The 25,634-nt window shown below is 68.2% G+C and carries 19 protein-coding genes; 4 read left to right on the top strand and 15 right to left on the bottom strand.

Annotated elements, in window-relative coordinates; all coding sequences use genetic code 11:
• Positions 1–54: 54 nt before the first annotated feature.
• The 8 genes from AC1DSO_RS01470 to AC1DSO_RS01435 form a co-directional block, all read right to left on the bottom strand.
• The gene (locus tag AC1DSO_RS01470) at positions 55–738 is read right to left on the bottom strand and encodes a hypothetical protein (RefSeq protein WP_477067135.1); all 684 of its coding nucleotides are present in this window, start codon (positions 736–738) and stop codon (positions 55–57) included.
• A 56-nt stretch (positions 739–794) separates the two neighbouring features.
• Complete coding sequence (locus AC1DSO_RS01465) at positions 795–4,172, bottom strand: glycosyltransferase (protein ID WP_477067134.1); 3,378 nt, start codon at positions 4,170–4,172, stop codon at positions 795–797.
• An 87-nt stretch (positions 4,173–4,259) separates the two neighbouring features.
• Positions 4,260–5,555 (bottom strand): spinster family MFS transporter, encoded by a 1,296-nt coding sequence (locus tag AC1DSO_RS01460; RefSeq protein ID WP_477067133.1) that lies wholly within the window; start codon positions 5,553–5,555, stop codon positions 4,260–4,262.
• Positions 5,556–5,660: 105 nt separating this feature from the next.
• Positions 5,661–7,904 (bottom strand): TonB-dependent receptor, encoded by a 2,244-nt coding sequence (locus AC1DSO_RS01455; RefSeq protein WP_477067132.1) that lies wholly within the window; start codon positions 7,902–7,904, stop codon positions 5,661–5,663.
• Between the two features lie 321 nt (positions 7,905–8,225).
• A complete protein-coding gene (locus tag AC1DSO_RS01450) occupies positions 8,226–8,933 on the bottom strand; it encodes a TetR/AcrR family transcriptional regulator (RefSeq protein ID WP_477067131.1) in 708 nt (235 codons plus the stop codon).
• A 77-nt stretch (positions 8,934–9,010) separates the two neighbouring features.
• Positions 9,011–10,462, bottom strand: coding sequence for a carotenoid oxygenase family protein (locus AC1DSO_RS01445; protein WP_477067130.1), 1,452 nt, complete (start codon positions 10,460–10,462; stop codon positions 9,011–9,013).
• A gap of 12 nt (positions 10,463–10,474) precedes the next feature.
• Positions 10,475–10,912 carry a DUF2141 domain-containing protein gene (locus AC1DSO_RS01440; protein ID WP_477067129.1) on the bottom strand — a complete coding sequence of 146 codons (438 nt, stop codon included), beginning with the start codon at positions 10,910–10,912 and terminating at the stop codon, positions 10,475–10,477.
• 35 nt (positions 10,913–10,947) lie between these two features.
• The gene (locus tag AC1DSO_RS01435; protein ID WP_477067128.1) at positions 10,948–11,493 is read right to left on the bottom strand and encodes a DUF2306 domain-containing protein; all 546 of its coding nucleotides are present in this window, start codon (positions 11,491–11,493) and stop codon (positions 10,948–10,950) included.
• 60 nt (positions 11,494–11,553) lie between these two features.
• Here AC1DSO_RS01435 and AC1DSO_RS01430 point away from each other — a divergent pair, with 60 nt between their 5' ends.
• On the top strand, positions 11,554–12,381 hold the full coding sequence (locus AC1DSO_RS01430) for a LytTR family DNA-binding domain-containing protein (protein WP_477067204.1): 828 nt from the start codon (positions 11,554–11,556) through the stop codon (positions 12,379–12,381).
• Here the strand turns inward: AC1DSO_RS01430 and AC1DSO_RS01425 are convergent, their stop codons facing one another.
• From AC1DSO_RS01425 to AC1DSO_RS01410, 4 genes are all read right to left on the bottom strand, one after another.
• Complete coding sequence (locus AC1DSO_RS01425; protein ID WP_477067127.1) at positions 12,382–14,547, bottom strand: hypothetical protein; 2,166 nt, start codon at positions 14,545–14,547, stop codon at positions 12,382–12,384.
• A gap of 126 nt (positions 14,548–14,673) precedes the next feature.
• Positions 14,674–16,074: an efflux transporter outer membrane subunit gene (locus AC1DSO_RS01420; RefSeq protein ID WP_477067126.1), complete on the bottom strand. Its 1,401-nt coding sequence runs from the start codon at positions 16,072–16,074 to the stop codon at positions 14,674–14,676.
• Positions 16,075–16,214: 140 nt separating this feature from the next.
• Positions 16,215–19,391 carry an efflux RND transporter permease subunit gene (locus tag AC1DSO_RS01415; protein ID WP_477067125.1) on the bottom strand — a complete coding sequence of 1,059 codons (3,177 nt, stop codon included), beginning with the start codon at positions 19,389–19,391 and terminating at the stop codon, positions 16,215–16,217.
• A 147-nt stretch (positions 19,392–19,538) separates the two neighbouring features.
• Positions 19,539–20,720: an efflux RND transporter periplasmic adaptor subunit gene (locus AC1DSO_RS01410; RefSeq protein ID WP_477067124.1), complete on the bottom strand. Its 1,182-nt coding sequence runs from the start codon at positions 20,718–20,720 to the stop codon at positions 19,539–19,541.
• Between the two features lie 418 nt (positions 20,721–21,138).
• Here AC1DSO_RS01410 and AC1DSO_RS01405 point away from each other — a divergent pair, with 418 nt between their 5' ends.
• Positions 21,139–21,774 (top strand): TetR/AcrR family transcriptional regulator, encoded by a 636-nt coding sequence (locus AC1DSO_RS01405; protein WP_477067123.1) that lies wholly within the window; start codon positions 21,139–21,141, stop codon positions 21,772–21,774.
• 133 nt (positions 21,775–21,907) lie between these two features.
• Here AC1DSO_RS01405 and modB read toward each other — a convergent pair whose 3' ends face one another.
• Positions 21,908–22,579, bottom strand: coding sequence for a molybdate ABC transporter permease subunit (gene modB / locus AC1DSO_RS01400; protein ID WP_477067203.1), 672 nt, complete (start codon positions 22,577–22,579; stop codon positions 21,908–21,910).
• A 2-nt stretch (positions 22,580–22,581) separates the two neighbouring features.
• Positions 22,582–23,340: a molybdate ABC transporter substrate-binding protein gene (gene modA / locus AC1DSO_RS01395; protein ID WP_477067122.1), complete on the bottom strand. Its 759-nt coding sequence runs from the start codon at positions 23,338–23,340 to the stop codon at positions 22,582–22,584.
• A 70-nt stretch (positions 23,341–23,410) separates the two neighbouring features.
• On the opposite strand from modA, the gene AC1DSO_RS01390 reads away from it, so the two are divergent.
• On the top strand, positions 23,411–24,187 hold the full coding sequence (locus AC1DSO_RS01390; RefSeq protein ID WP_477067121.1) for a TOBE domain-containing protein: 777 nt from the start codon (positions 23,411–23,413) through the stop codon (positions 24,185–24,187).
• 110 nt (positions 24,188–24,297) lie between these two features.
• Here AC1DSO_RS01390 and AC1DSO_RS01385 read toward each other — a convergent pair whose 3' ends face one another.
• On the bottom strand, positions 24,298–24,726 hold the full coding sequence (locus tag AC1DSO_RS01385) for a MarR family winged helix-turn-helix transcriptional regulator (RefSeq protein WP_477067120.1): 429 nt from the start codon (positions 24,724–24,726) through the stop codon (positions 24,298–24,300).
• A gap of 80 nt (positions 24,727–24,806) precedes the next feature.
• Here AC1DSO_RS01385 and AC1DSO_RS01380 point away from each other — a divergent pair, with 80 nt between their 5' ends.
• The gene (locus AC1DSO_RS01380) at positions 24,807–25,544 is read left to right on the top strand and encodes a DUF899 domain-containing protein (protein ID WP_477067119.1); all 738 of its coding nucleotides are present in this window, start codon (positions 24,807–24,809) and stop codon (positions 25,542–25,544) included.
• The last annotated feature ends 90 nt before the right edge of the window (positions 25,545–25,634 follow it).

Below are 25,634 nucleotides of genomic sequence, written 5' to 3'. Positions count from 1 at the left end.
GCGGAAGTGTTACCGGTCACACCCTTCGGGCGCGAAACATCCTGTCCACCGGTGTCAGTCGGCGTCGTCCTTCAGGAAACACACGATCAGGGCCGCGATCGCCGCCGCGTCGCGGTCGCCGCTGTCCTTGGCCGGCAGGTAGGCGCTGAAGTTCAGGCCGGTCATATCCATCGCGCCGACATCGACGCCGTCGCGGCTGAAGATGTAGCCGATCGTCCCGCCGCCGTTGAGCGGCAGACCGCTCTCGACCACCTTGGTCTCCAGCCGATAGGTGCGACCGCCGAAGCGTAGCTCGCCAGCCCGTTGGGGCTGCTGCAGCCGGCTGAGGAAGGTGCCCTTGGACCGCGCCAGGGCGAACGCGGCGTCGGCGCCGGCCTTCGCGCCCTCGAAAGTGCAGACATATTGCAGCCGGTCGTGCTTGAACGTGATCCAGCTCAGGCCCAGCCGGCTCTCGCCGCCGCCGCAATAGACCACCACCTCTCCCAGCGACGGCGAGGTGACATGGATCTCGACCTTGGCCTTGCTGCCCTTGAAGAACGGCATCGAATTGGTCGACGAGACGCCGCCGTAATAGCCCTCGTACTCGCCCAGCTGGAAGCCGGGCCGCAGCAGGCGCGGGCCCTTCTTGCCCTGCAGCTTGACCTTCTCGGTGCGTTCAGTGACCGGCGCGGCGGCCTGGGCCGACCCGACGAGCGCCAGACCCATGGCGAACGAAAGCGCGATAGCGACGAATTTCATGGCGAGCCCCACCCCGACTGTTGTCGAGGCGGAGCTTGCCACAGAACCGCGTTATCTCAACCCTTGCGTTCAGAGTGGGGCGAAACCGAAGCCGTCGCGCGACGCTCCAGCTTGCCCCAGCCCACCCGGCCGCCGCGGATGGCCATGACCACCGACTTGACCACGACGTAGTACATCAGCTGGCGATAGCCGAACCGCTGCACCGGCAGGAACGGCAGATCGGCCCACGGGGCGCGCTTCTCCAGCGCCATGCCTAGGGCGCCGGCTGAGAGATCGACAGCGATGAACACCGCCCAATAGGCCAGGCCCAGCAGCATGTCGTCGGGCCGCCACTCGACCGGATGGGCCACCGCGCCGTAGAGGCCGGCGACCAGGCTCCAGATCACCGCCAAATCGACCAGCGGTGCGGCCACGGCCAGCAGGATCTGGAACAGCCAGATCTGCGGCAGGGCCACGAAGCCCAGCACCGGGGCCTTGCGGCTGAACATCGCCTGGCGGTGCTTCCAGACGCATTGCAGCGTGCCGAACGACCAGCGGAAGCGCTGCTTCAGCAGGCCGCCGACGGTGTCCGGCGCCTCGGTATAGGCGCGGGCCTCGGGGTCGAAGGCCACCTTCCAGCCGGCGCGCTGGCAGGCGATCGTCAGGTCCTGGTCCTCGGCCAGGGTGTCGGCTGGATAGCCGCCCAGGGCGTCGAGCACGCTCTTGCGCCAGGCCCCGACCGCGCCCGGCACCACCGTGACCGCGCCCAGGGCCGACAGGGCCCGCCGTTCCAGGTTCTGGGCGGTGACGTATTCCAGGGCCTGCCAGCGGGTGACGATGTTCAGGCGGTTGCCGACGATGGCATTGCCGGCCACGGCGCCGACATCGGGATCCTGGAACCAGCGGGCCAGCCGGCCGATCGTCTCGGGCGGGAACAGGGTGTCGGCGTCCAGGGCCACGACGAACTCGCCCTTGGCCACGGCCAGGCCGCGGTTCACGGCCCGCGCCTTGCCGCCGTTCTCGAAGGACAGCAGCGTCACGCGCGGATCGCTGGCGAAGTGGTCGCGAACCTCCTGCGCCGTGCGGTCCTTTGAGCCGTCGTCCAGGACCAGCACCTCGAGGTTCTTCCAGTCGCTCTCCAGGATCCGCGCGATCGAGGCGGCGATCACCTTCTCCTCGTTGAAGCAGGGGATCAGCACGCTGACCAAGGGACCGTTGTCGCTGTCGAGGTCGGCTGGCTCCTCGTGCGTCCAGAAGCGGTGGACCAGGGCCAGGCTGGCCAGGAAAACCAGCCGCGCCACGCCCAGGAAGATCGCCGTGATGAACAGCCAGGTCATCGCCGCCTGCGTCCAGCGGAAGAAGTCGAACCCCACGCGGTCGACGGCCAGGTCCAGGGCGGTGCGCGAGGTGGGCGGCATCACCTGCTGCGAGGTCATGCCGGCCAGCTCGCCCACCGTGACCAGGCGATAGCCACGCGCGCGGATCTGATCGATCAGCCCCGGCAGCGCCGCCACGGTGCGGCTGCGGTCGCCGCCGGCGTCGTGCAGCAGCACCACCTGACCCGGGTTGTTCCCCGGATTGTCGAGGCGATCCAGGACCCGATCGATGATCTGTTGCGACGACGGCTTCTGCCAGTCGTCGGGATCGATGCGCAGGCCGACGGTCATGTAGCCGAGCGTCTGGGCGATCACGAGCGGCGCGACCTCGTGCGGCGTCGATGGCTCGGCGTCGCCGAAGAACGGTGGCCGGAACAGGCGCATCGAGCGGCCGGTCAGCACCTCGAACAGGCGCTGGGTGGCGTTCAGCTCGACCTGCACCTGCGGCAGCGGCGTCTCGGCGATGTTGGGGTGGGTCCAGCTGTGGCCGCCCACGTCGTGGCCCTCGGCGACCTCGCGCTCGACCAGGTCGGGCCGCCGCTGCATGTTCTGGCCGATCACGAAGAAGGTGGCCGGGGCGTTCTTCTGTTTGAGGACGTCCAGGATCCTGGGCGTCCAGCGGGCGTCAGGGCCGTCGTCGAAGGTCAGGGCCACCAGGCCCTTCTTCTGGCCGTAGCGCTCGATCACGTACGAGCTGGGGATGACGTCGTAGGTCTCGCCCGAGATCAGGCCGGTGTCGGGATCGAACTCCAGGCCGCGCTTGCCCGGGGTCGGCAGCTGGGCGATCCGCAAGACCTCGCCGCCGCCGTCGAAGTCGACGCCCTGACCATTGGCCAAGGTCGTCAGCCCACCAGCCGAGGCCTGGCCGTAGGGCTTGCCCAGCAGCGACCAGACACCCGGGTCCTCCATGCCCATCCGCCACAGGCCATAGCCGCGCGGCTTCCAAGGATCGGAGACCTTGACCTCGTTGAACAGGGTGACGGCGTCCAGGAACCAGACGATATGGTCGTCGCCGGCGTCGTCGGTATAGGTGTAGGTCGGGTTCAGGGCGTCGTCGTCCATGCGGACCGTCGCCCCGGCGTCCTGGGCGTTGCGCATGGCCTCGTGGAAGGTGGCCGGCGAGCCCGACGCGCGGCTGCCGTCCTTGTTCAGCGTCCAGTCGTAGCCATAGGCGCCCAGGGCCAGCACGGTGTGGTTCGGATCCAGATGCGCGAACCGCTTCTCCAGCTCGGTCTCGTACCAGTCCTGGCCGGTGTTCGGGCCAGGATCGCCCAGGGCGTAGTGCTGGTCGTAGGCCATCAGCACCAGGGTGTCGGAACTCCGCTGCAGGCGCTCGAGCGGCCAGCCCTCGCCGTCGAACGGGGCGGTGACCCAGACCTCGCGGCCAGCGCCCTTCAGGGCCGCGCGGGCCTGGTCGAGGAACTGGGGATAGGCGGCCAGCCCCTTGGCCGACAGCGCCTCGAAGTCGAAGACATAGCCGCCGTAGCCGCGCTGGGCGGCCAGGGTCGTGAGGTTCGAAATCAGCTTGGCTCGGGCGGCAGGATCGGCCAGCAGGGCGTCGGCCAGAGGGCCGTTGAACGCGGCGTCGGCCGAATTGTGGACCAGCGGTAGCACCGCCGGATGATTGGGCGCGGCGGCGATCCGCGCCGTCCCCTCCGGGTCGTCGACGACGCTGATGTCGCCCTTGCCGCCGCTGATCGCCACCCACTGGGGCGAGACCACGTCCAGCTTGTCGATGTTGCGGCGCAGGGACTCGCGGCTGTCCTCGTCCCAGGCGACGTAGAAGCCGACCGACAACGGGCGGGCGGCCGCGCCGTTCGCAGCGGCGCCTTTAGGCCGGGGGACGCGACGCCAGGTCTTGCCCAGCTTGGCCTTGTGCGCGTTCTCCTGATGCAGCGACGTCAGGATGTGGGGGTCCTTCAGCGGCGCGTCGGGCAGGTGGGGGGCGAAGGCCAGGGTGGCGACGAAGCCGGCCACGATCGCGGCGACGGCCGAGATGACGATCCCCAGGACCAGCTTGGCCCGCCGCTCACGCTTGCCCGTGGGGTCGTGAAAGATGTGGCGGTCTTCGGGGGTCATGGCGGCGCTCGCGATCTTCGCGCCTCTTGATACCCGATCTTGACCGAAGCGTGGCCGTCGAAACCCACGCCGCGTTTGCCCTCCGCCCTACTCCACCCAGTCCTTCTTCAGCCGGGTCGAGGCCAGGGTCAGCAGGGCCGCCGCGCCGAGATAGAAGGTCAGGCCCCAATAGATGGCGTAGCGCATCGACTCCGCGCCGTAGGTCGGGGACAGCTGGTCCGAGACGAAACCGAAGAACCAATAGCCGACGGCGATGCCGAGCAGGTTGTTGATCAGCAGGAACAGCGCCGAAGTGGTGCTGCGCATGGCGGCCGGAGCCAGGTGCTGGACCGCGGTGACCACCGGGCCCAGCCAGGCCAGGTTCAGGCCCGTCGGGATCAGGAACAGCACGAAGGCCAGGGCCAGCGCCTTGGCGTTCATCGCGGCGAAGAAGCACGGCAGGGCGATCAGGAAGCAGATCGCCGGGGCCAGGGCGTAGGCGCCTTTCGACTTTCCGCCGAACTTGTCGCCCAGAAAGCCGCCCAGCCAGATGCCGGCCACGCCGCCGAAGAAGGCGATGGCGCTGTAATAGATCGAGGTCTCGACCAGGGTCAGGTGCAGGCTGCGGATGAAGAACGACGGCAGCCAGAAGGCGACGCCATAGCCGCAGACCGACGAGCAGGCGGCGCCGAACGCCAGCAGCCAGAACGACGGCTTGGGCAGGACCGTGGCCAGCACCGCGCCGAAGCCCGGGACCTTCGCGGGGGCCGCGCCCGCCACGGCGTCGAGGCCGCCGCGCGGCGGATCCTTGACCACCAGCTTGAACAGCGGCGCCAGCACCACGCCGGCCGCGCCCACGGCGATGAAGGCCATGCGCCAGTCGACATAGGCGGCGATCAGGCCGCCGAACAGCACGCCCATTGCGGTGCCCAGCGGGATGCCGAACGAATAGGCGGCCAGCGCTCGGGCGCGTTGATGCTTGGGGAAATAGTCCGCGAGCAGCGAATAGGCGGGCGGCACGCCGCCGGCCTCGCCGACGCCGACGCCCATCCGGCACAGGAACAGCGACCAGAATCCGCCGGCGAGGCCGCAGGCCATGGTGAAGCCGCTCCACACCGTCAGGGCGCCGGTCATGATCCAGGTGCGGCTGAAGCGGTCGGCCAGCCAGGCGATCGGCACGCCCAGGGTGGTGTACAGCGCCGCGAAGGCCAGGCCGCCCATCAGGCCCAGCTGGGTGTCGCTCAGGTGCAGCTCGTTCTTGATCGGCTCCTTGAGGATGCCGAGGATCTGCCGATCCAGGAAGTTGAAGGTGTAGGCCAGGATCAGCATCGCCAGGACCACGTAGCGATAGCCTGGCTTGACGCCCGAGGCCGGAGCCTCCGCCTCGATCCGCTGCTTGCTCATGCCTTCGCCCCCGTTACGCCACTGGCCACATACAAAAATGGCCACATACAAAATGGGCGGAACTTGTTGCAGCAAGCCCCGCCCTAGCTTTTGTCGCCTAGATTTCTAGAACGCCACCTCGATCGAGCCCGCGATGGTGCGCGGCGGTCCGTAGAAGCCGATCACCGAGTTGTTGTAGGTGGCCACGCCGAAGTTGTAGCCGCCGGTGCGGTACTTCTCGTTCGTCAGGTTCTTGCCGGTCAGGGCCAGCTTGTAGCGGCCGCCCGGCGCGGTCCAGATCGCCGTCAGATCGACCAGGGTGAAGGCCTTCTGGTCCAGCAGCGGCAAGGGCTGCTCGAACTGCTGATAGTCGTCGCGGTAGCTGACCATCGGGGTGATCGCCAGGCTGCCACCGGCCAGGTCGCCGCGCCAGGTCAGGCTGACATTGCCGGTCCATTCCGGCGTGTTCTGGAAGCCATAGAGGTTGGCGACATTGATCACCTGGCCCGTCGCCAGAGTGGTCGACGGGTTCAGCGGGTTCGGGGCGCCGGCCGGCACGAAGCGGTTGAAGCGGTCGTACTCAGCGTGGATGTAGCCCAGGGCGACATTGCCCGAGAGGTGCTGGGACAGCTTGGCGTTGGCTTCGAACTCGACGCCGTAAAGGGTCGAGGCGCCGGCGTTGTCGACCGAGCTGGCGATGCCCGAGGGCACCACGACCTGGGTCGTGACCTGCTGGTCGGTGTATTTCGACAGGAAGGCCGCCGACGAGAACGACACTCGGCGGTCCAGCAGCGAACCCTTCAGGCCGACCTCGTAGGTCTTCACGACCTCGGGCTTGTAGCCGTTGACGGTCTGCGGGGTGATCGCCGCGTCGCCGCGCATGTCCCAGCCGCCCGACTTGTAGCCCTTCGAGAACGAGGCGTAGGTCGTCAGGTCGTCGCTCAGGTCGTACGAGGCCGAGATGCGCGGCGTGAACTGCTCGAAGGTCTTCTGGGCGTCGTAGTTGGTGCGCACCTGCAGGATCGGGCGCGGGGCGCCGTGCTGGTACGGGGTCGGCGTCGCGCCCAGATAGAAGAAGCGGAAGACGTTGGCGCGCTTGTGGTCGCGGGTGGCGCGGGCGCCCAGCGAGACCTTGAACTTGTCGGTCAGGTTGGCGCTGAAGTCGAAGAAGGCCGCGAAGCTCTGGGTGTTGACCTTGCCGCCGTCGGCGATGGCCACGCCCAGATTGCCGGCGATGGTGTCGAACTCGCCCGAGGCCTGGCTGTTCATGTAGTAGAGGCCGAACACGCCCTGGACGTTCTCGTCGGCGTAGACCGCCTGCAGTTCCTGCGAGAACGAGCGGTCGTCATAGGTGGCCGGCACGTCCAGGGTCGGCAGCGGCGTGCCGTCGAAGTCGATCATCGTCTGGGTGTGGCCGCGGCGGCTGGCCGTGATCGACTTCAGGGTGACGTATTCGCTGGCGTTCCACTGGCCGGTCAGCGACACGCCCTTGGTCATCACGTGGTTCTTGTCGCCCAGGCCCGCCTGGGTGTCATAGACGTCCAGCACCTTATAGCCGCCGACCAGGGCCGGCAGTTCGCGGTGGCCGTGGCGCGGGTTGGACTTGTCCTCGACCCGGTCATAGGCCAGGCGGAAGAACAGGTCCTCGGTCGGCTTGTACTCGGCGCTCAGGCGATAGGCGTGAACGTCCTTGTCGTACTGATCGGCGCCGGTGGTCAGGTTCGAGCCGTAACCGTCGCGCTTGTAGAGGGCGTAGGCCGCGCCGACCGACAGGCCGGTGTCGGCGATCGGCGTCTGGGCCGAGACCAGGACGTCGGTCTGATTGTAGCTGCCATAGGTCGCCTTGATCTTGGCGCCGGCCTCGTCGCCGAGGCGCTTGGTCACGTACTTGATGGCGCCGCCGATGGTGTTTCGGCCGTACAGCGTGCCCTGCGGGCCGCGCAGCACTTCGATGCGCTCGATGTCGAAGATGTCCAGCACCGCGCCCTGCGGGCGGTAGATGTAGACGTCGTCGACATACAGGCCGACGCCGGGCTCGTAGCCCCACAGCGGGTCCTGCTGGCCGACGCCGCGGATGTAGCTGATCAGGGTCGAGTTCGAGCCGCGGGCCGTCTGCACGGTGATGTTGGGGGTGGTCTGCGACAGGATGGTGATATCCGTGCCGCCCTGCTGTTCCAGCTTGGCGGCCGAGAAGGCCGAGACGGCGACCGGGACGTCCTTGAGGTTTTCCTCGCGGCGACGGGCGGTGACGACCACCGCGTCCACCGAGGCCGAATTGTCGGCCGCTGGAGCCTGCTGCGCCGACGCCACGCCCGCGATCGAGCTCCACGCCGCGCCAGCCAGCAGCGCGGCCTTCCACATCGAAGTCATGGGGTTTCCCCTCCCTTGCGTTCCGCCCTCCCCAGCCAAATCCGTCTTGCGCGGACGCGTGCTCGGGGCTCGCCAATTCATCGAACAGCGAATTGCGAGCACAATCACCCGAACCGGCGCCGGACGCCAGTCTTTTTTCACCAAGTGATGAAAATGGACGTGCGCGGAGCATCCGGGAGCGTAGAGCGCCCCCTCCGTCACGATGCGTATCCGCATCGCGCCACCTCCCCCGTTTCACGGGTGAGGAGGAAGCCCTCCTCCCCTGCCCAGCGGGGGAGGTGGATCGGCGCGAAGCGACGAGACGGAGGGGGCGTCCCGCGCCTAGCCCCCAGCCTTGGCGATCACCGCCTCGAAGCCCGCGGCGCAATAGGCGAACAGACGAGCCCGAACCGCCTCCAGATCGCTGGAATGGCACTCGCCCTCGGACAGCGAGTCGATCCGTCCGGTCTCGGACAAGGCCAGCATCATCGATCCGGTCAGGAACTGGTAGCACCAGTAGAGGTCGCGATACTCGGCTTGGGGACGCACGGTCTTCAGGGTCTCGACCAGCCGATGGACCACGGGGTCGAAGAACCGGGCCATGGTCTCGCCGCCCCAGGCCGGGGTGTTGTTCACCTGGGCGACCAGGGCGAAATAGCTCTTCCAGCCGGGGCCGCCGTCCTGGGAGATGCGCAGCAGCGGATCGATGAAGGCCTCGATCACGCCCTCGACCGTCATGGTCCCGGCGTGGGCCTGCAGATAGGCGTCCATCGACGACTCGCGGGCCTGGTTCAGGATCTCGGCCCGGCGCAGGAACACCGCGTCGAACAGCTCGCGCTTGGCCCCGAAATAGTAGTGGATCAGGGCGGTGTCGACGCCGGCCTCGGCCGCCACCTGGCGAGTGGTCACGCCATAGAAGCCGTGGCGCGCGAACAGGCCCTCGGCCGCGTCGAGGATGGTTTCCTTCAGGTCCAGGCCCTTGGCCTTGGACGGACGGCCCCGCCCGCCGGAACGGGCCCCGGAGCGGGATGGGGGCTTGGCTGCGGTCATGAGGACGGGCCCGCCGTGGTTGCGCTCCGTCCTCGGATAGGCGCAACCACGGCGTACTGGCAAGGATGACCGTTACGTCAGGCTTGGACGAACATCCCGTGGAAGGTCACCGGCAGCGCCACCGGGGCCCGCCAGGCGGCGATCGGGCCTTGCTGGACATGGCGCGCGTCGAACACGTGCAGCTCGGTCGCCTTGGCGTCGAGATTGACCGTCGTGCCGACCAGCCAGCCGTCCAGCTCCTCGCTGGAGCCGGGCCGCGGGACGAACACCGTCTCCTCGACCAGATGGCGCTGACCGAAGTCGAACACCTGGTCGGTGTCACGCTTCCAGTCGCGCACCGCCACGCCCTGGAACAGCGGCCGGTCGGGCCGTTCGTTGGTCACGTGGACCGAGTAGCGGCGGACCTGACCGGCGAAGCGCGGATCCGAACGCGGGAACTCGGCGCTGACGGCCTCTTTGGCGAACGCCCCCTTGCCGTCGGCGCCCAAGGTAATCAGGGCCCGGCGCGGCGGCGCGGCGCGCAGCCGTTCGCCGCGCAGGATCGCGCCGCCATTGGCGGCCGTGCCCGACGCGTCCTTGTCGACACAGGCGTCGAAACGGATGGTTCCGTCCGTCTCCTCCCAGGCGTCGCCCAGGTGGAAGAAGAAGAACGGCGGCAGTTCGAAGATCCGCTGCTTGCTGAGATCGTCCTTGTCCAGCACCAGCACCTGGGTCCCCAGCTCCGGCTTCCACTGCATCGAGGTCGCGAACGGCATGACGAACCGCTCCTGGATCCAGGGCTGGAGCACCAGCACCAGATGGCGCGCGGTGGCCGTGAAGTCGTGCATGTAGCTGCCGCGCGGCAACTTGATCATCTCGGCCTTCAGCAAGCTTCCGTCCGAGGCCAGCTTCCAGACCACCGCCTGCTTGCCGCCGAGGCCGATGTTCCAGATCGTTCCGTCCGGCTGGACGCGCGGATGGGCCAGGAACGGCATGCCCTTCAGGTCGGGGCGCAGGGTCTTGACGCCGCGCGTCTCCAGGGTGGCGGGATCCAAGGCGATCGGCGAGCCGCCCTCCCACAGCGCCCACAGCTCGCCGCCGGCCATCAGCACCGAGGTGTTGGCGGCATTGGCGTCGTCGGGGCCGGTGATCACCGCGCCCGGCCCGGCGGCCGTGCCGAAGCCGGGGGTGATCACGGCGTTGGCGGCCGTGTCGTGGCGACGCTTCACGGTGTCGACGAAGCGGGCGCCCATCCGCGCCTGGCCGTCGGCGATCTGGAACTTGCGGACCATGCCGTCGCCGTCGAACCAGTGGCCGACCGAGCCGCCCGGGCGGCGGAACTTGGCCGGGCCGTTGCGGAACAGCGTACCGGTCAGCTCGGCCGGCGCGCGGCCGTGCAGCCGGGTCAGGGCGGTCGGGGCGACGTCGGTCTCGACGTCGGCCAGGCCCAGGGTCCAATCGGCCGCGGCGGCGGCCCAGACGGTTTCGGGAGTCAGCAGGGAGGCTCCGCCCAGCAGGGCCGCGCCGCGTAGGATGTCGCGCCGGTTCATGGGTGTTCTCGCCTATTTCAGGTGGATGGCTTGGGTGTTGGCGCCGGCCTTCACCGTGAAGGCGGCGGCGTCGAAGGCGGGCGGGCCCATGTTCGGCGCGGCGTCGCGCGAAAAGCCGTAGGGCTCGACCGGCAGGCCGAACGGGTTGGTCCCCATCTTGCCGTCGCCGTCGACGTCCTGAAACGCGCGAACGGCGTAGGTCCCCGGCGGCAGGCTGACGACCTTGGCGGCGGCGGGATTGTCGCTGGCCGAGGCGATGGCGACGCGGACCGGCTTGCCCAAGCTCCAGCCCTGGGCGCTGTCATAGACGGCGATCATCACCTTGCCCTGGTTCGAGGTCAGCGCGGGAAAGGTCAGGGTCAGGTCGCCGAGCGCGTTCTGGGCGTGGGCCGTCGAGGCGATGGCGGCGGTGGCGATCAGGGCCAGGCCGTAGGTGCGGATGGAGGTCATGGCGAAATCCTTTGTCGATGAGGTTTGAGACGGGGTCAGCCCAGGAACACGGTCCAGAGCAGGCGACCGGGGATGAAGGCGAACAGGCCGGCCAGCAGCAGACCGCCGACAAACATGCCGGTCATGGCCCGGCGGTGGATGGCGACCTTGCCGCGCTTGATCGCGTAGACCGCGCCCGGCAGGCCGACGATCGTCCAGCCCGACAGCAGGTGGATGAAGCTGAAGGCGCCATTGTTGATCTCGCGGATGAACAGCGAGCTGACCGCCGTCGAGCCCATGGCCAGCACCCAGGTCCAGCCCAACAACTTGTGCAGGCCCGTGCCCTTCACCCGCATCATCAGGACGACGCCGATGGCCAGAGCGGTCAGGGCCGAGGCCAGGTGCAGCTGGATGATCGGCGCGGCCTCGGCGACCTTCGCGAGGTCCGGCGCGTGCGGCTGGAAATGGACCTGCGCGGCGTAACCCCCGAACTTCGGCGCGACCACCGCGGTGATCAACGCCGCGACGCCGGCGCCGATCAGGCCGGTGCGCACGGCGCTCCAAGGGATAGCTTGCGAGATTGACTTGCCTTGCGCGGCCATCTTCCTTCACTCCGGTTCGGCGGGGCGGTGGATCGCCTCGCCGTCGAGAGCCTTGGTGGAGTGGTCGGGTCCGTGTCTCAATCGTCGTTGCGCCAGTCGCCGGCTCCGTTTCGCGAATGGCTGGCCGACGCCGTTCACGCTTCGCGAACGGCGATGACCGCCAAGGAAAGCCTGCGTGGCTTCGTGGTGTCGGCGGGGGCCGGCGTGTTCCTGGCCCTGATGGGCGCGTTCGGAACCGACGAGATCCCCGTGGCGACCCGGCTCGCCTATTGGGTGGGGCTCTGCCTCTCAGGCGCGGCGGTCGGGACCGGTGTCACCCATTTCATCGGACGCGAAGGCCGGGCCGACGCCCGGCCTTGGCTCTATGGCGCATTGACCGCGGTTGGTGTGACCCTGCCGTTCACGGTGGTGGTGTGGCTGGTCAGCGAGCTGACCTTCACCGGCCACGTCCGGCTGCGGGCCTTGCCCACGTATCTGGGCCCGGTGTTCATCGTCTCCGTGGCGATGACGGCGCTGAACTTCCTGGTCCAGCGCCAGCCGGTCGAGACCCACGCCGCCCCGGTCGGCGCGCCGGCGCCGCGTTTCCTCGACCGCCTGCCGCCCAGGCTGCGCGACGCCGAGCTCCACGCGGTGGAGGCCGAGGATCACTATCTGCGCCTGCACACCTCACGCGGCCAGGATCTGATCCTGATGCGGCTGTCCGATGCCGTGGCCGAACTGGAGGGCATCGAGGGCGCCCAGACCCACCGTTCGTGGTGGGTGGCCAAGGCGGCCGTCGAGGCCGCCCGGCGCGGTGACGGCCGGGCGACCCTTCAGGTCAAGGGCGGTGTCGAGGCGCCCGTCAGCCGCGCCTACGCCAGGGCGCTGCGCGAGGCGGGCTGGTTCTGATCACCCGTAGTGGATGTCGACGCTGCCCGCGCCGGTCCCGACCGAGAGACCCGTCACGCCCACCAGCCGAACCAGGCCATCGCCGCTGTTGGCGCCGACCGTGGCGTCCTGGTGGTAGATGTAGGTGTCGCCATTGTACTCGAAGACCCCCGTGGCGTTGGCCGCCACCTGGCTTGAGACGTTGACCAGGGCCTGCTCCAGGGTCGTGGCCGAACCGGCGCTGAGGCCGGTGACGACGGCCGGGATCTCGACGCCCAGATTGACGTGGTCGACGCCCTTGGCGAAGTCGGTGACGGTGGAATAGGTCGTCACCTTGCCGCTCTCGACGGCCAGGTTGGAGAAGCGCGGCGCGGCGAAGCCGTCCTGGTACAGCTTGAAGACGTCGGAGCCGGCGCCGAGGGTGTAGGTGGACGTGGCTTGTCCCCGCAGGTCGGCGGCGACGCTGTCGTTGTAGGCCGACAGCACGACGGTGGTCACGCGGCCGTCCCGGCTGTCCGAACCGATCCCGGTGATGTCGATCCCCGCCGAGCCGGAGGCGTCCAGGTCGTAGGTCGTGAAGTCGGCGCCGACCACGTTGCTGACGAAGCCCGCGGTCAAGCGGCCCGTTCCGGTGACGATGACCGCGCCTGAGCTCCCGGAAACGGTTTGCGAACTGATGGTTCCGAGCACGCTGTCGCTCTGGACGTGCAGATAGAGCGCCCCGTCGTTGTTTCTGACTTCCAGGTTGGTGGGCGTCGCATTGCTGCTGGTGACGCCGTTCAGATAGGCGTGGACCTGAGGCGCACCGACGCTCATCGAGGCCGAGCCGCTGAACACCAGATCCGTGTGGTAATTGGCCCGCAGCGTACCGCCACTGACGCCGTCCATCTTCAGCGCCACGCCCCAGGCGATGTTGTCGACCCGCGTCGGAATCGCCGAGCGCAGGGTGATGTCCTGCAGGCCGGTATAGCCGGAGACTTCGAGGACGCCGATGAACGCGCCCGCGGGGACGGTGTACGCCAGCTTGAAGTTCTCGAGCACCAGGTGCTCGACATTGGTGATCTTGGTCTTGTCGAAGACGTCGCTATCGGCGCCCATCACCAGGGTGTCGTCGCCGGCGCCGCCGTCGATGATGGCGCCGTTGATCGCCTTGCCGATGGTGATCAGGTCGTTGCCGGCCCCGCCGCTGATCTTGCCGTTCGGCGCGCCGCCCAAGACCTCGACCGCCGCGTTCAGCTGGCCGACGCTGATCGTATCGTTGCCCTCGCCGCCATCGATATAGCCGCCGACCGTTCCCGAGAAGGTGACGGTGTCGTGGCCGGCGGCGGTCGCGATGGTCTGCGAAGCGTTGCTGTCGATCCCGGTGACCGTGTCGTTGTTGGCCGTCGACCGCAGGCCGGCCGTAGCCGCGTCGGGCGTGACGCTCTGGCTGGTGGTCACCGCGATGGTCGCGCCGGCCGGATAGGTCGCCTGTTGGCCGTACGTGCCCAAGAGGTCGGTGAAGAACACCGCCTGGCCGTCATTGGCCAGGTCGGCCAGGAAGGCGTCATTGGCCTTGGCGTAAACGCCCAGGTCGGCCTTCACCGCCTCGTTCAGCAGCCAGCCGATCAGGGCCGCCTTGGTCCCGATTCCGGTCGCGCCGTCGCCGCCGTAGGTGGCGAAGTACTCGGCGCGGGTGAACGTGCCGCCCTTGCCGTTGGGCACCTGGTCATTGAGGAAGCCGTTGACCTTCTCCGCCGTCGGGGCGAAGCCGAAGATCTCGGTATAGGCCTTGGTCGCCGTCGCCGTGAGATCCAGCGCGCCGTAGGCGGCGGCGAAGCGGGTCGCGCCCTCGCCGTTCTTGCCCAGATTGACCGCGAAGTTGATGTAGCGGTTCTCGGCGTTGAAGGTCTGATAGTAGGCCGAATTCAGGTTGTTCGGATTAGCGCCGGTCGGCGAGACCAGATAGTCCAACCCGCTCTGCTTGGGCGTGAAGCCGGCGAAGAAGGCGTACGAGACCGTCGCCACCGAGGTCGTGGTCGCGACCATCTTGCCGATCTCGGCGCGGGCGTCGGTCAGACTCAGCGTCGCGGCGTCGACCTGATCGGCCAGGGTCTGCAGCTTGGCGAGATCCGCCGTCGCGATGTTGGAGTACTTGATGCGGGAGACGTCACTGTACGCGGTCTCGAGAACTTGAAGCGTCGCCATAGCTCAACCTCCGGCACTGTCGAGCGCCATGAGTATTGAATTTGCTATACAACGCAAGCGTGGCCGTAAAAAATCGCGAAACCCGGCCGCCGCGAGGCGGCCAGGTTCACGTAGATCACTTGGAGCCTAGGCCTTCCAACCGCCGCCCAGCGCCTTGTAGATCGCCACGACGTCGGTGTTCACGGCCGTCTCGGCGACGCTGAGGGCGTCCTCGGCGGCCAGCAGGGTGCGTTCGGCGTCGAGCAAGACGAGGAAGTCGATGCCACCCTCTTTGTACTGGATCCGGGCCAGCTCGGCCGCCCGTCGCGAGGCGGCCGCCTGGTCGGTCAGGCTGTTCAGCTGAGCCTGCTGCTGGCGGTAGGAGACCAGGGCATTCTCCAGGTCCTCCAGGGCGCGCAGCACCGTCTGGTCGTAATTGGCCAGGGCCGCGTCGTCCCGCGCCTTGGCCGCGCGCAGGCGGGCGTGGGCGCTGCCCAGGTCCAGCGCCGGCCAGCTGACGGTGGGAGCCACCGACCAGGCCTTGCTGGCGCCGTTGCCGAAGCCCGCCGAAGTCCCCGACAGGAAGCCGACGAAGCCGGTCACCGACACGCGCGGGAACAGGTCGGCCGTGGCCACCCCGACCTGCGCGGTCGACGAAGCCAGGCGACGCTCGGCCGCCTGCACGTCCGGACGCCGCCGCAGCAGGTCGCCGGCCTCGCCGATCGGCAGGGCGGTGACCAAAGGACGGGTGTCGGTCTCGCGCGGAACCAGCAAGGCGTCCAGAGCGCCGGGCCGTTGGCCGGTCAGGACGGCCAGGCGGTAGTTGGCGCGCTTCTCGGCCGTGATCAGGACCGGGATCGCCGCCTCGGTGGCGTTGAGGCGAGCCTGAGCGCTGGCCACGTCGATCGGGCTGCCGGCCCCGGCGTCGAACCGCACCTTGGTCAGGCGCAGGGTCTCGCGCTGGGTCTCGAGGTTGCGGGTGGCGACCTTCAGCCGAGCCTGGGCGCCGCGCAGTTCGAGGTAGTTGCGGGCGACTTCCGCCGCGACCGTGACCTGGGCGTCGCGCAGCTCGGCCTGGGCCGCGCCGGCTTCCGCCCCGGCCGCCTCGACGCCACGACGGACACGGCCGAACAGGTCGATCTCCCAGCCGGCGTCGAAGCCGGCCTGGTAGGTCTGGCTCTCGACACGCTGGCCGTTCGAGCCGGGCTGCTGCTGGTCGCTCTTCACATAGGCGCCGTCGGCGGTGACGTGCGGTAGCAGGTCCAGCTTCTGCTCGGTGAACAGGGCGCGGGCTTCGGCGACGCGGGCGACGGCGATGCGCAGGTCCAGATTGGCCGAGAAGGCTTGGCCGACCAGCTGGTCCAGCACCGGGTCGCCGAACGCCTTCCACCATTCTGCCTCGGGATTGGCGGCGGTGAAGACGGCCGGATCGGCGTTCTGGAAGGCCGCCGGCGGGGTGGCCGGCGCCTTGTAGTTCGGCCCCACCGCGCAGGCGGCGGCCAGGAGCGAGATACCGGCGACGAGGGATAGGCGCAGGCCGAACTTCACGGCCTTGCTTGCCCCCTCCGCGCCTTCGGCGCTCCTCCCCCGGAGGGGGAGGAAGAGACGCGCTGACCTTCTTCCCCCTTCGGGGGAGGAGGGTCGCGAAGCGGCCCGGAGGGGGCCAGTGATTGCGGTAGAACGGAACATCAGTGCGCCTCCACGGGCGAGGTCAGCGCCGCCTTGGTCGCGGCCTTGCGGGCCGTGAAGCGACGGATGACGTAGTAGAAGACGGGGGTCAGGATCAGGCCGAAGACGGTGACCCCCAGCATCCCCGAGAACACCGCCACACCCATGGCGCGGCGCATCTCGGCCCCGGCCCCGTGCGACACCACCAGGGGGTAGACCCCCATGATGAAGGCGATCGAGGTCATCAGGATCGGACGCAGGCGCAGGCGGCAGGCCTCCAGGACCGCCTGGAGCGGGCTGTCGCCGTGCTCCTCGCGTTCCTTGGCGAACTCCACGATCAGGATGGCGTTCTTACACGCCAGCCCCACCAGCACGATCAGCCCGATCTGGGTGAAGATGTTGTTGTCGCCCTTGGTCAGCATCACCCCGGCCAGGGCCGACAGCAGGGTCATCGGCACGATCAGGATAACGACCAGCGGCAGGCTCCAGCTTTCGTACTGGGCGACCAGCACCAGGAAGGCCAGCAGCACGCAGAGCGGGAAGATGTAGATCGCCGTGTTGCCCGCCAGGATCTGCTGGTAGGTCAGCTCGGTCCACTCGTAGCCCATGCCGTTGGGCAGCTCGGACTTGACGATGTCCTCCAGCGCCTTCTGGGCCTGGCCGGTCGAGAAGCCCGGGGCCGGGCCGCCGTTGATTTCGGCGGTCAGCAGGCCGTTGTAGTGGCTCTCGCGGTCGGGACCGGTGGCTTCCTTGAAGCTGACGAACGCGCCCAGCGGGATCATCTGGCCCTGACCGTTGCGGGTCTGCAGGCGCAGCATCTGCTCGGGCTGCAGACGGAAGCTCTGATCGGCCTGGACGTTGACCTGGTAGGTGTGGCCGAAGCGGTTGAAGTCGTTGACGTACAGCGAGCCCAGATAGACCTGCATCGTCTCGAACAGGTCGGTCAGGGACACGCCCTGGGCCCGGGCCTTTTCGCGGTCGATGTCGGCCTGGATCTTCGGCACGCTGACTTGATAGCTGGAGAAGACCCCCGCCAGGGCCGGGTCCTTCTGGGCCTTGGCGATGACGTTCTGGGTGGCCTTGTAGAGCTCGTCCGAGCCCATGCCGGCCTTGTCGACGATCTGCATCCGGAAGCCGCCGATGGTGCCCAGCCCCTGCACGGACGGCGGTGGGAAGACCGCGATCTGGGCTTCGGGAATGGCGGCGAACTTCTGGTTCAGGGTTCCAACGATGGCGCCGGCCGACAGGGTCTCGCCGCGACGGTTCTTGAAGTCGTCGAGCGGGAAGAACACGGCGCCGGCGTTCGGGGCGTTGATGAAGCCGTTGGCCGACAGGCCGGGGAAGGCCACCGAGTGCTTGATGCCCGGCACCTTCATGGCGATGTCGCCCATCTGGCGGATCACCGCCTCGGTGCGGTCCAGCGAGGCCGCGTCGGGCAGCTGCACGACGGCGACCACATAGGCCTTGTCCTGCTGGGGCACGAAGCCGCCCGGCGTGCGGGCGAAGGCGAACACCGTCACGATCAGCAGGCCGCCATAAAGGGCCAGGGCGGCGGTGGAGCGGCCCAGGGTCTTGGCGACGCCGTTGACATAACCGTTCGAGGCCTTGGCGAAGAAGCGGTTGAACGGGTTGAACAGCCAGCCCAGCGCCAGGTCGATCAGCTTCTGGAAGCGGTCCTTGGGCGCGTCATGCGACCGGAGCAGCACGGCGGCCAGGGCCGGCGACAGGGTCAGGGAGTTGATGGCCGAGATCACCGTCGAGATGGCGATGGTCAGGGCGAACTGGCGRTAGAACTGACCGGACAGGCCGSTGATGAAGGCGGTCGGGATGAACACCGCGCACAGCACCAGGGCCGTGGAGATGATCGGTCCGGTCACCTCGGTCATGGCCTTGCGGGTGGCCGCGGCGGGCTCGAGGCCCAGCGATATGTTCCGCTCGACGTTCTCGACCACGACGATGGCGTCGTCGACGACGATGCCGATGGCCAAGACGAGGCCGAACAGGGTCAGGGCGTTGAGGCCGAAGCCCAGCATCAGCAGGATGGCGAAGGTGCCGACCAGGGAGACCGGCACGGCGATCAGCGGAATGATCGAGGCGCGCCAGCCCTGCAGGAACAGCACCACCACCAGCACGACCAGGATGATGGCCTCGATCAGGGTGTGGACCACCGAGTCGATGCTTTCCTGCACGAAGGCTGTGGTGTCGTAGATGATCTCGTAGTCGACGCCTTCGGGGAACTCCTTCTTGAGCTCCTTCATGGTCTTCTTGACGTTGGCGGCCATCTCGAGCGCGTTCGAGCCCGGACGCTGGAACACCGGGACGGCGACGGCCGACTTGTTGTCGAGCAGGCTGCGCAGGGCGTAGTTGTCGGCGCCCAGCTCCACGCGGGCCACGTCGCCCAGGCGGGTGATCTGGCCGTCCTCGCCCGAGCGGACGATCACGTCGCGGAACTGTTCCTCGTCGGTCAGGCGGCCAGGCGCATTGACCGACAGCTGGAATTCGGCGCCCGAGCCCGCATTGGGCGGCGCGCCCAGCTGGCCGGCAGCGACCTGGACGTTCTGCTCGCGCAAAGCCCGCACGACGTCGCCGGCGGTCATCGACAGGGCGGCCAGCTTTTCCGGATCCAGCCACACGCGCATGGAGTAAGCGCCCGCGCCGAAGATCTGCACGTCGCCGACGCCGTCGATCCGCTTCAGGCGGTCGCGGACGTTCAGCTGCGCGTAGTTGCTGAGATAGAGCATGTCGTAGCGGTTGTTCGGCGAGATCATGTGCACGACCAGGGTCAGGTCGGGCGAGGCCTTGTTGGTCGTCACGCCGATGCGCTGGACCTCCTGCGGCAGCTTGGGCAAGGCCTGGGCCACCCGGTTCTGCACCTGCACCTGGGCCTTATCCAGGTCGGTGCCGAGCGCGAAGGTGACGGTCAGGATCATCGCCCCGTCGGACGCCGACTGGGACGACTGGTAGATCATCCCCTCGACGCCATTGATGGCCTGTTCCAGGGGCGCGGCCACCGTCTCGCCGATGACGGACGGGTTGGCGCCGGGATAGGCCGCGCGCACCACCACGGTGGGCGGCACGACCTCGGGATATTCGCTGATCGGCAGGCGCGGCAGCGACACGATGCCGGCGATGAAGATGATGATGGAGAGCACGGCCGCGAAACGCGGTCGGTTCACGAAGAACTTTGAGAAATTCATGACAGGCATCCGGGGAGGAGCTGGAAGGGGTACGCGTTGGGCGCAGGTGGTCCCTCCCCGCCATCCGGCGAGCGACGAGAACCACCGCGAACCTTCGAAAAAGACGCCCGGCTCAGAATGCGAGCCGGGCGTACGCTTCAGTTACGCTTAGTTCTGACCGGCGGCCCGGCCGGCCACGGCGATCTGGCGGCCACCGGCCTCCAGCTGCGAGAGGTCGGCCAGGTCGGTCTTGACCTTGACCGGCGCGACAGTGTCGCCCGGCTTGACCTTCTGAAGGCCGCCGACGATCACCCGGTCACCGGGCTTCAGGCCCTGGCGGATGATGCGCAGGTTGCCGGCCAGCGGGCCGATCTCGACCGGGCGGTACTCGGCCTTGTTGGCGCTGTTGACGACCACGACGTAGCGCTTGCCCAGGTCCGTCGCGATCGCGCGGTCGGGGGCGAGCGCGACCTCTTTCGTCTCGGCGCTGACCATACGGATCCGCGCGAACAGGCCGGGTGTGAAGCGGCCGTCGGCGTTGGCGAAGATCGCCCGGCCGTTGATCGTGCCGCTCTTGGCGTCCAAGGCGTTGTCGATGAAGGCCAGCTTGCCCTCGTGCGGATAACCGTCCTCGGTCATCAGGCCCATATAGACCGGGCTGCCCTTGCCGCGTTCGGCCGAGGCGTACTTCAGGAAGGTCTGCTCGTCGGCGTTGAACTCGGCGTAGATCGGGGTGTCGGACACCACGGTCGTGAGCAAGGACGCCTGGGTGACCAGGTTGCCGCGGGTAATGATGGCCTTGGAGATCCGGCCATCGATCGGCGAGGTCACCCGAGTCCATTCCAGGTTCAGACGCGCCGTCTGGAACGCGGCCTGGGCGGCGGACAGATTGGCCTGAGCGGCCTTCTCCTCGGCGGAGAGGCGATCGAACTCGCTCTGGGCCAGGGCGTTCTGCTCGATCAGGCGGCGGCCGCGCTCACGGTTGACCACGGCCAGGTCCAATTGGGCCTTGGCGCGGGCCACCTCGGCCTGGGCGCGATTGGCCTCGGCCTGGTACGGGCGCGGGTCGATCTGGAAGAGCACCTGGCCCTTGGAGACGCGAGCGCCCTCGGCGAAGCGAGCGCCGTCGATGTAGCCCGACACGCGCGGACGGATCTCGACGGTGTCGATCGGCTCGAGGCGGCCGGTGAAGTCGTCCCATTGGCGGAGCGACTTGAAGGCGACGTCGGCGACGGTGACCTGGGCCGGCGGCGGGGCGGCGGCTTCCTGCTTGGCTTGGGCCGAGCAGGCAGCCAGCACGGCGACGGCGGCGAGGCCGGCGAAGGACGTGATGACGGGTTGAATACGCATGGGGGGAGGACCCTGCAGGATGGTGAAGCGGAAGGGGGGAGGAGACGTTTCTTGTTATTCCCAGACGGGCCGTCGGGCGGACCGCTGGGCGCCGGCGGACCAGGTCTGGCCCAGGGCGCGGACGGTTGGCCAATGGGGGGATTGGCCGATCCAGCGCCGGTTGGAGCCGACGCGAGATTTTATGAAGCTCAGCAAACCCTTATGGGAGTTGGCGCCGGCGGCTTCGGCGATGTCGTTCGCTTGAGGGGGCATTGGCGCGCGCTCCGTTTTTGGGGTTTAAGGGGTTTAAATGTCGCAGGGGCTGTTACTTGACCTCGGCGACCAGAAGAACGATCTAGGATGTGAGAGACCGTTCGGTATCATCCATGGCGGAGAGATACTGACCGGTAACTCCCACGTCAAGGAGAGCACTGCCAAAATGGCGACAAGAAATTCTGGGGACGCTGTCGGGGGCGACACGGAAGCGGCGGTGTGCGCACCCGCGTCCAAGCGCCCCGCGCGGGACCGGATCTTCGAGACCGCCCGCGAGCTGTTCTATCAGCACGGCATCCGCGCGGTCGGCGTCGACACCATCGCGTCCGAGGCCGACGCCACCAAGATGACGCTGTATCGGAACTTCCCGTCCAAGGACGAGCTGGTCGCCGAGGTGCTGCGCGAACAGGAGCGGGAATACTGGGCCTGGTGGGAAGAGGTGACGGCCTGCTGCTGCACCGATCCGCGCGCCCAGCTGGAGGCGATCTTCGACGCCTTCGAGACCAAGGCCTGCGACAAGGACGTCCACGGCTGCCCGCTGTCGAACGCCGCCATCGAGCTGCACGAAGAGAGCCATCCGGCCCAGGTGGTGTCGGTCAACTACAAGAAGGAGCTGTACCGACGGCTCAAGGACCTGACCCACCGCGCCGGCGCCAAGGACGAAGACCTGGCCGACGCCCTGATGCTGCTGATGGAAGGCGCCTCGGGAGCCCGGGTCACCCTGGGCGCCGAGGGCCCTATCCGCGCCGTAGCCCGCTCGGCTCGAGCGCTGATCCGGTTCCACCTGGACGGCGGCTGCTGACCTTAAAAACTGTCATCCCGGCCAAGCGCGCAGCGCGCCGAGCCGGGATCGCGGCAAGCGCCGGCGTTTTCGACGGTCCCGGCTCTCCGCTACGCTGCGGCCGGGATGACAGGTTGGGTGGAAGAGATCGGCCCTATCCCCGCCGCTCCAGCACCCCCGCGCGGCGCTCGATCCCCAGCAAGACCAGCAACACCGCGAAGGCGAAAGCCAGCAGCAGCAGCGACAGGCGGTGGGCCTGACCCCACTCCAGCCCCTCGACCAGGCGGTAGATCTCGGTCGACAGCACCGCGGTCTCGCCCGGGATATTGCCGCCCAGCATCATCACCACTCCGAACTCCCCGACCGTGTGGGCGAAGGTCAGGATGGCGGCGGCGACATAGCCCGGCAGGGACAGCGGCAGGGCCACGCGCCAAAATGACGCCCATGACGAAGCGCCGAGCGTCGAGGCGGCCTCGAGCGGCTCGTCGCCGATGGCCAGGAACGCGTTGCGCAGCGGCTGCACGGCGAACGGCAGCGAATAGATCAGCGAGCCGATCACCAGCCCCTCGAAGGTGAAGGCCAGGGTCCGGACCCCGAACGGATGCAGCAGGACCATCAGCGGGCTCTTGGGCCCGAGCGCAATCAACAGGTAGAAGCCCAACACCGTCGGCGGCAGCACGATCGGCAGAGCCACGAGCGCGGTGACCGGCGTGCGCAGGCTCGAACGACCGCGCGCCAACCACCACGACAGCGGCGTGGCCAGGACTAGCAGCAGGACCGTGGTGATCCCCGCCAGCTTGCCCGTCAGCCACAGCACCTCGACCATGCTCAACGAACCTCGTAGCCGTAGCGCCTGATGATCGCCTTGGCCTCACCGCCTTTCAGGAACTTCAGGAAAGCCTTGGCCGCCGCGCTGTTCGCGCCGGTCTTCAGCAGCACCGCCTGCTGGTCGATCGGGCTATGGTCGCTGGCGGGCACGATCCAGCGCGAACCGCCCTTCTCGCCCACGACCTGCGACAGGGCCACGAAGCCCAGCTCGGCCGCGCCGGTCTGGACGTACTGATAGGCCTGGGTGATCGAGGCGCCGGTGACGATCTTCGGCTTCAAGGCGTCGTACAACTTCAGTCGGGTCAGAGTCTCGACCGCCGCCTGGCCATAGGGCGCGCCCTTCGGATCGGCGATCGCCAGCTTCTCGAACTTGCCCTTGGCCAGCACAGCGCCTTTGCCGTCGACCAAGCCCGGTGCCTTGCTCCACAGCACCAGGCGGCCGGTGGCGTAGGTGAAGCGCGAACCGGGGACAGCCAAGCCCTCGGCCTCGACCTTTTGGGGCCGCTCGACATCGGCCGACAGGAACACCTCGTACGGCGCGCCGTTGGCGATCTGGGTGTAGAACTGGCCCGACGAACCGAAGCTCAGGGTCGCCTCGTGACCGGTCCTGACTTTGAACCTGGCGGCGATTTCGCGGGCCGCCTCGGTGAAGTTGGCAGCGACCGCGACCCTGGTTTCGCCGGCCAGGGCCGCACCGCCCCAGCTCAGCGATAGAGCGCTCGACAAGGCGGCGATCAGCATCGGACGACGAGCGAGCATCTGGTAAATCCTGGTACCGCATTGCGGTTATGTAGTTAAACTACATAACGATGAAATCGAGGCTCGACCAGTGAGTGAAGACGCCGACTTCAGCGCCTCCCTGATCCTCAAGCGCGGCGCCCTGGCCCGCGTCGGCCTGGAGCGCATCGCCCTGCTGGAGGCTGTCGCGCGCCGGGGCGCGATCAGCGCCGCCGCCAAGGACGTCGGGCTCTCGTACAAGGGCGCCTGGGACGGCGTGCAGGCGCTGAACAACCTGTTCGACACGCCCCTGGTCAGCGCTGCGCCGGGCGGCAAGAGCGGCGGGGCGGCCCACGTCACCCCACGCGGCCAAGCCGTCATCCGCGCCTTCCGCGCCGCCGAGCGCGAGGTCGGGGCGGCCTTCGCGCGGTTGGAAGCCGACCTCTCCGGCGACGCCGACCTGCTCTGGAGCCTGGGCCTGCGCACCAGCGCCCGCAACGCACTGCGCGGCGTGATCTCGAGCATCGGCGGAGACGGCGTCACCGCCCTGGTGACCCTGGCGCTGGGCGAGGGCCTATCGTTACGCGCCTCGATCACCCGTCGCAGCGTCGAGGACCTGAGCCTATCGCCCGGCCGCCCGGTCATCGCCCTGATCAAGTCCAGTTTCGTACGGCTCAACGCTCCCGGGGACGAAGGCGACAACCGCCTGCTCGGCGAGATCGTCGATCGCGAGGCCGGCGAAGCCTCGGCCGAGCTCACGATCGCGCTGCCGGTCGGCAAGAGCCTGGTGGCGACTCTGAAGCCCGGCGACGCGGGGTGGGCGCTGCCGATCGGCGCGAAGGTCGAGGCGCGGATCGCAGCGGCGGACGTGATCCTGGCGGTGGATTGACCCCGCCTGTCATCCCCGCCGTAGCGCAGCGGAGGGCCGGGACCGCGGAGAGCTCGGAGCTTCCGGCGGTCCCGGATCGGCCTTCGGCCGTCCGGGATGACATGTTTTGGTTAGGCGATCGCCTTCAGACTCGCCCGCAGCGCTTCACTCCCGCCGCCCAGCTCCTCGTCCAGCTTGCCATGCTCCCGCGTCCAGATCGGCAGGGCCTGGGCCAGGACGGCGCGGCCGCCCGAGGTCAAGCTCAGCACCCGGGCGCGGCCGTCCTTGGGGTCCGGCGCGATGGTCAGCAGGCCGCGTCGCTCCAGCGGCTTCAGGGCCGCCGTCAGGGTTGTGCGGTCCATGGCCAGCAGGGTGGCGACGCCGCCCAGCCCGGCGGGCTGAGGCCGGTTCAGCGACATCAACAGCGAGAACTGGCCGTTGGTCAGGCCCACCGGCCGCAGGGCTTCGTCGAAGCGGCGGGCCAGGGCCCGGGCGGCGCGCTGGACGTGCAGGCACAGGCACGTGTCGCGGACATGCAGCGTCGTCTCGAAAGGAATCACGACCGGCTTTGACATGATCGATTTATGTTGATATCAACGTAATAAGTCAAGGCGAACTTGCTCAGCTTACGGAGGACGTGATGTCGCACGCCGTGGTTTCCCGCGAAGACTGGCTGGGGGCGCGCCGGGCGCTGCTGGTCAAGGAAAAGGCTCACACCCGGGCCCGCGACGCCCTCAACGTCGAGCGCATGGCCCTGCCCTGGGTGAAGCTGGACAAGGACTACGTCTTCGACACCCCGGCCGGGAAGAAGACCCTGACCGAGCTGTTCGACGGCCGAAGCCAGCTGATGGTCTATCACTTCATGCTGGGACCAGACTGGGACGCGGGGTGCCCCGGCTGCTCGTTCATGGCCGACCACCTGGACGGAACCCTGCCGCACCTGAACCACCACGACGTCACCCTGGTCGCCGTCTCGCGCGCGCCGCTGGCGAAGATCGAAGCCTACAAGCGGCGCATGGGCTGGCGCTTTCCGTGGGTGTCGGCGTTCGAGAGCGACTTCAACCGCGACTTCCACGTCTCGTTCTCGCCCGAGGACCTGGCCGGCGAGACGATCGCCTACAACTTCACCGACCTGCCTGCGTCGCAGGGCAATGACGAGCTGCCGGGGCTATCGGCCTTCTATCGCGACGCGGACGGCCAGGTGTTCCACACCTATTCCACCTACGCCCGAGGGGCCGAGGAGCTGCTCGGCACGCTGATGATCCTCGACCGCGCGCCGCTGGGCCGCAATGAGCAAGTCGGCATGGGCTTCGTGCGCCGCCACGACGAGTACGAGGACGCCGCCAAGCCCGCCTGCTGTGGCGGGGCCGCCGCCTGAACCTGTCAGCATGATCAGATCCTGGAGCGCATTCGTCGAGACACTGCCCGCGCCCGCGTTCAATCTCGCGCCCAAAACCCCTACCCGTCT

Source organism: Caulobacter sp. P4_E5, assembly GCF_056401555.1.
The sequence above is the reverse complement of the archived record's forward strand: the minus strand, read 5'-3'. Positions and strand labels throughout refer to the sequence as shown.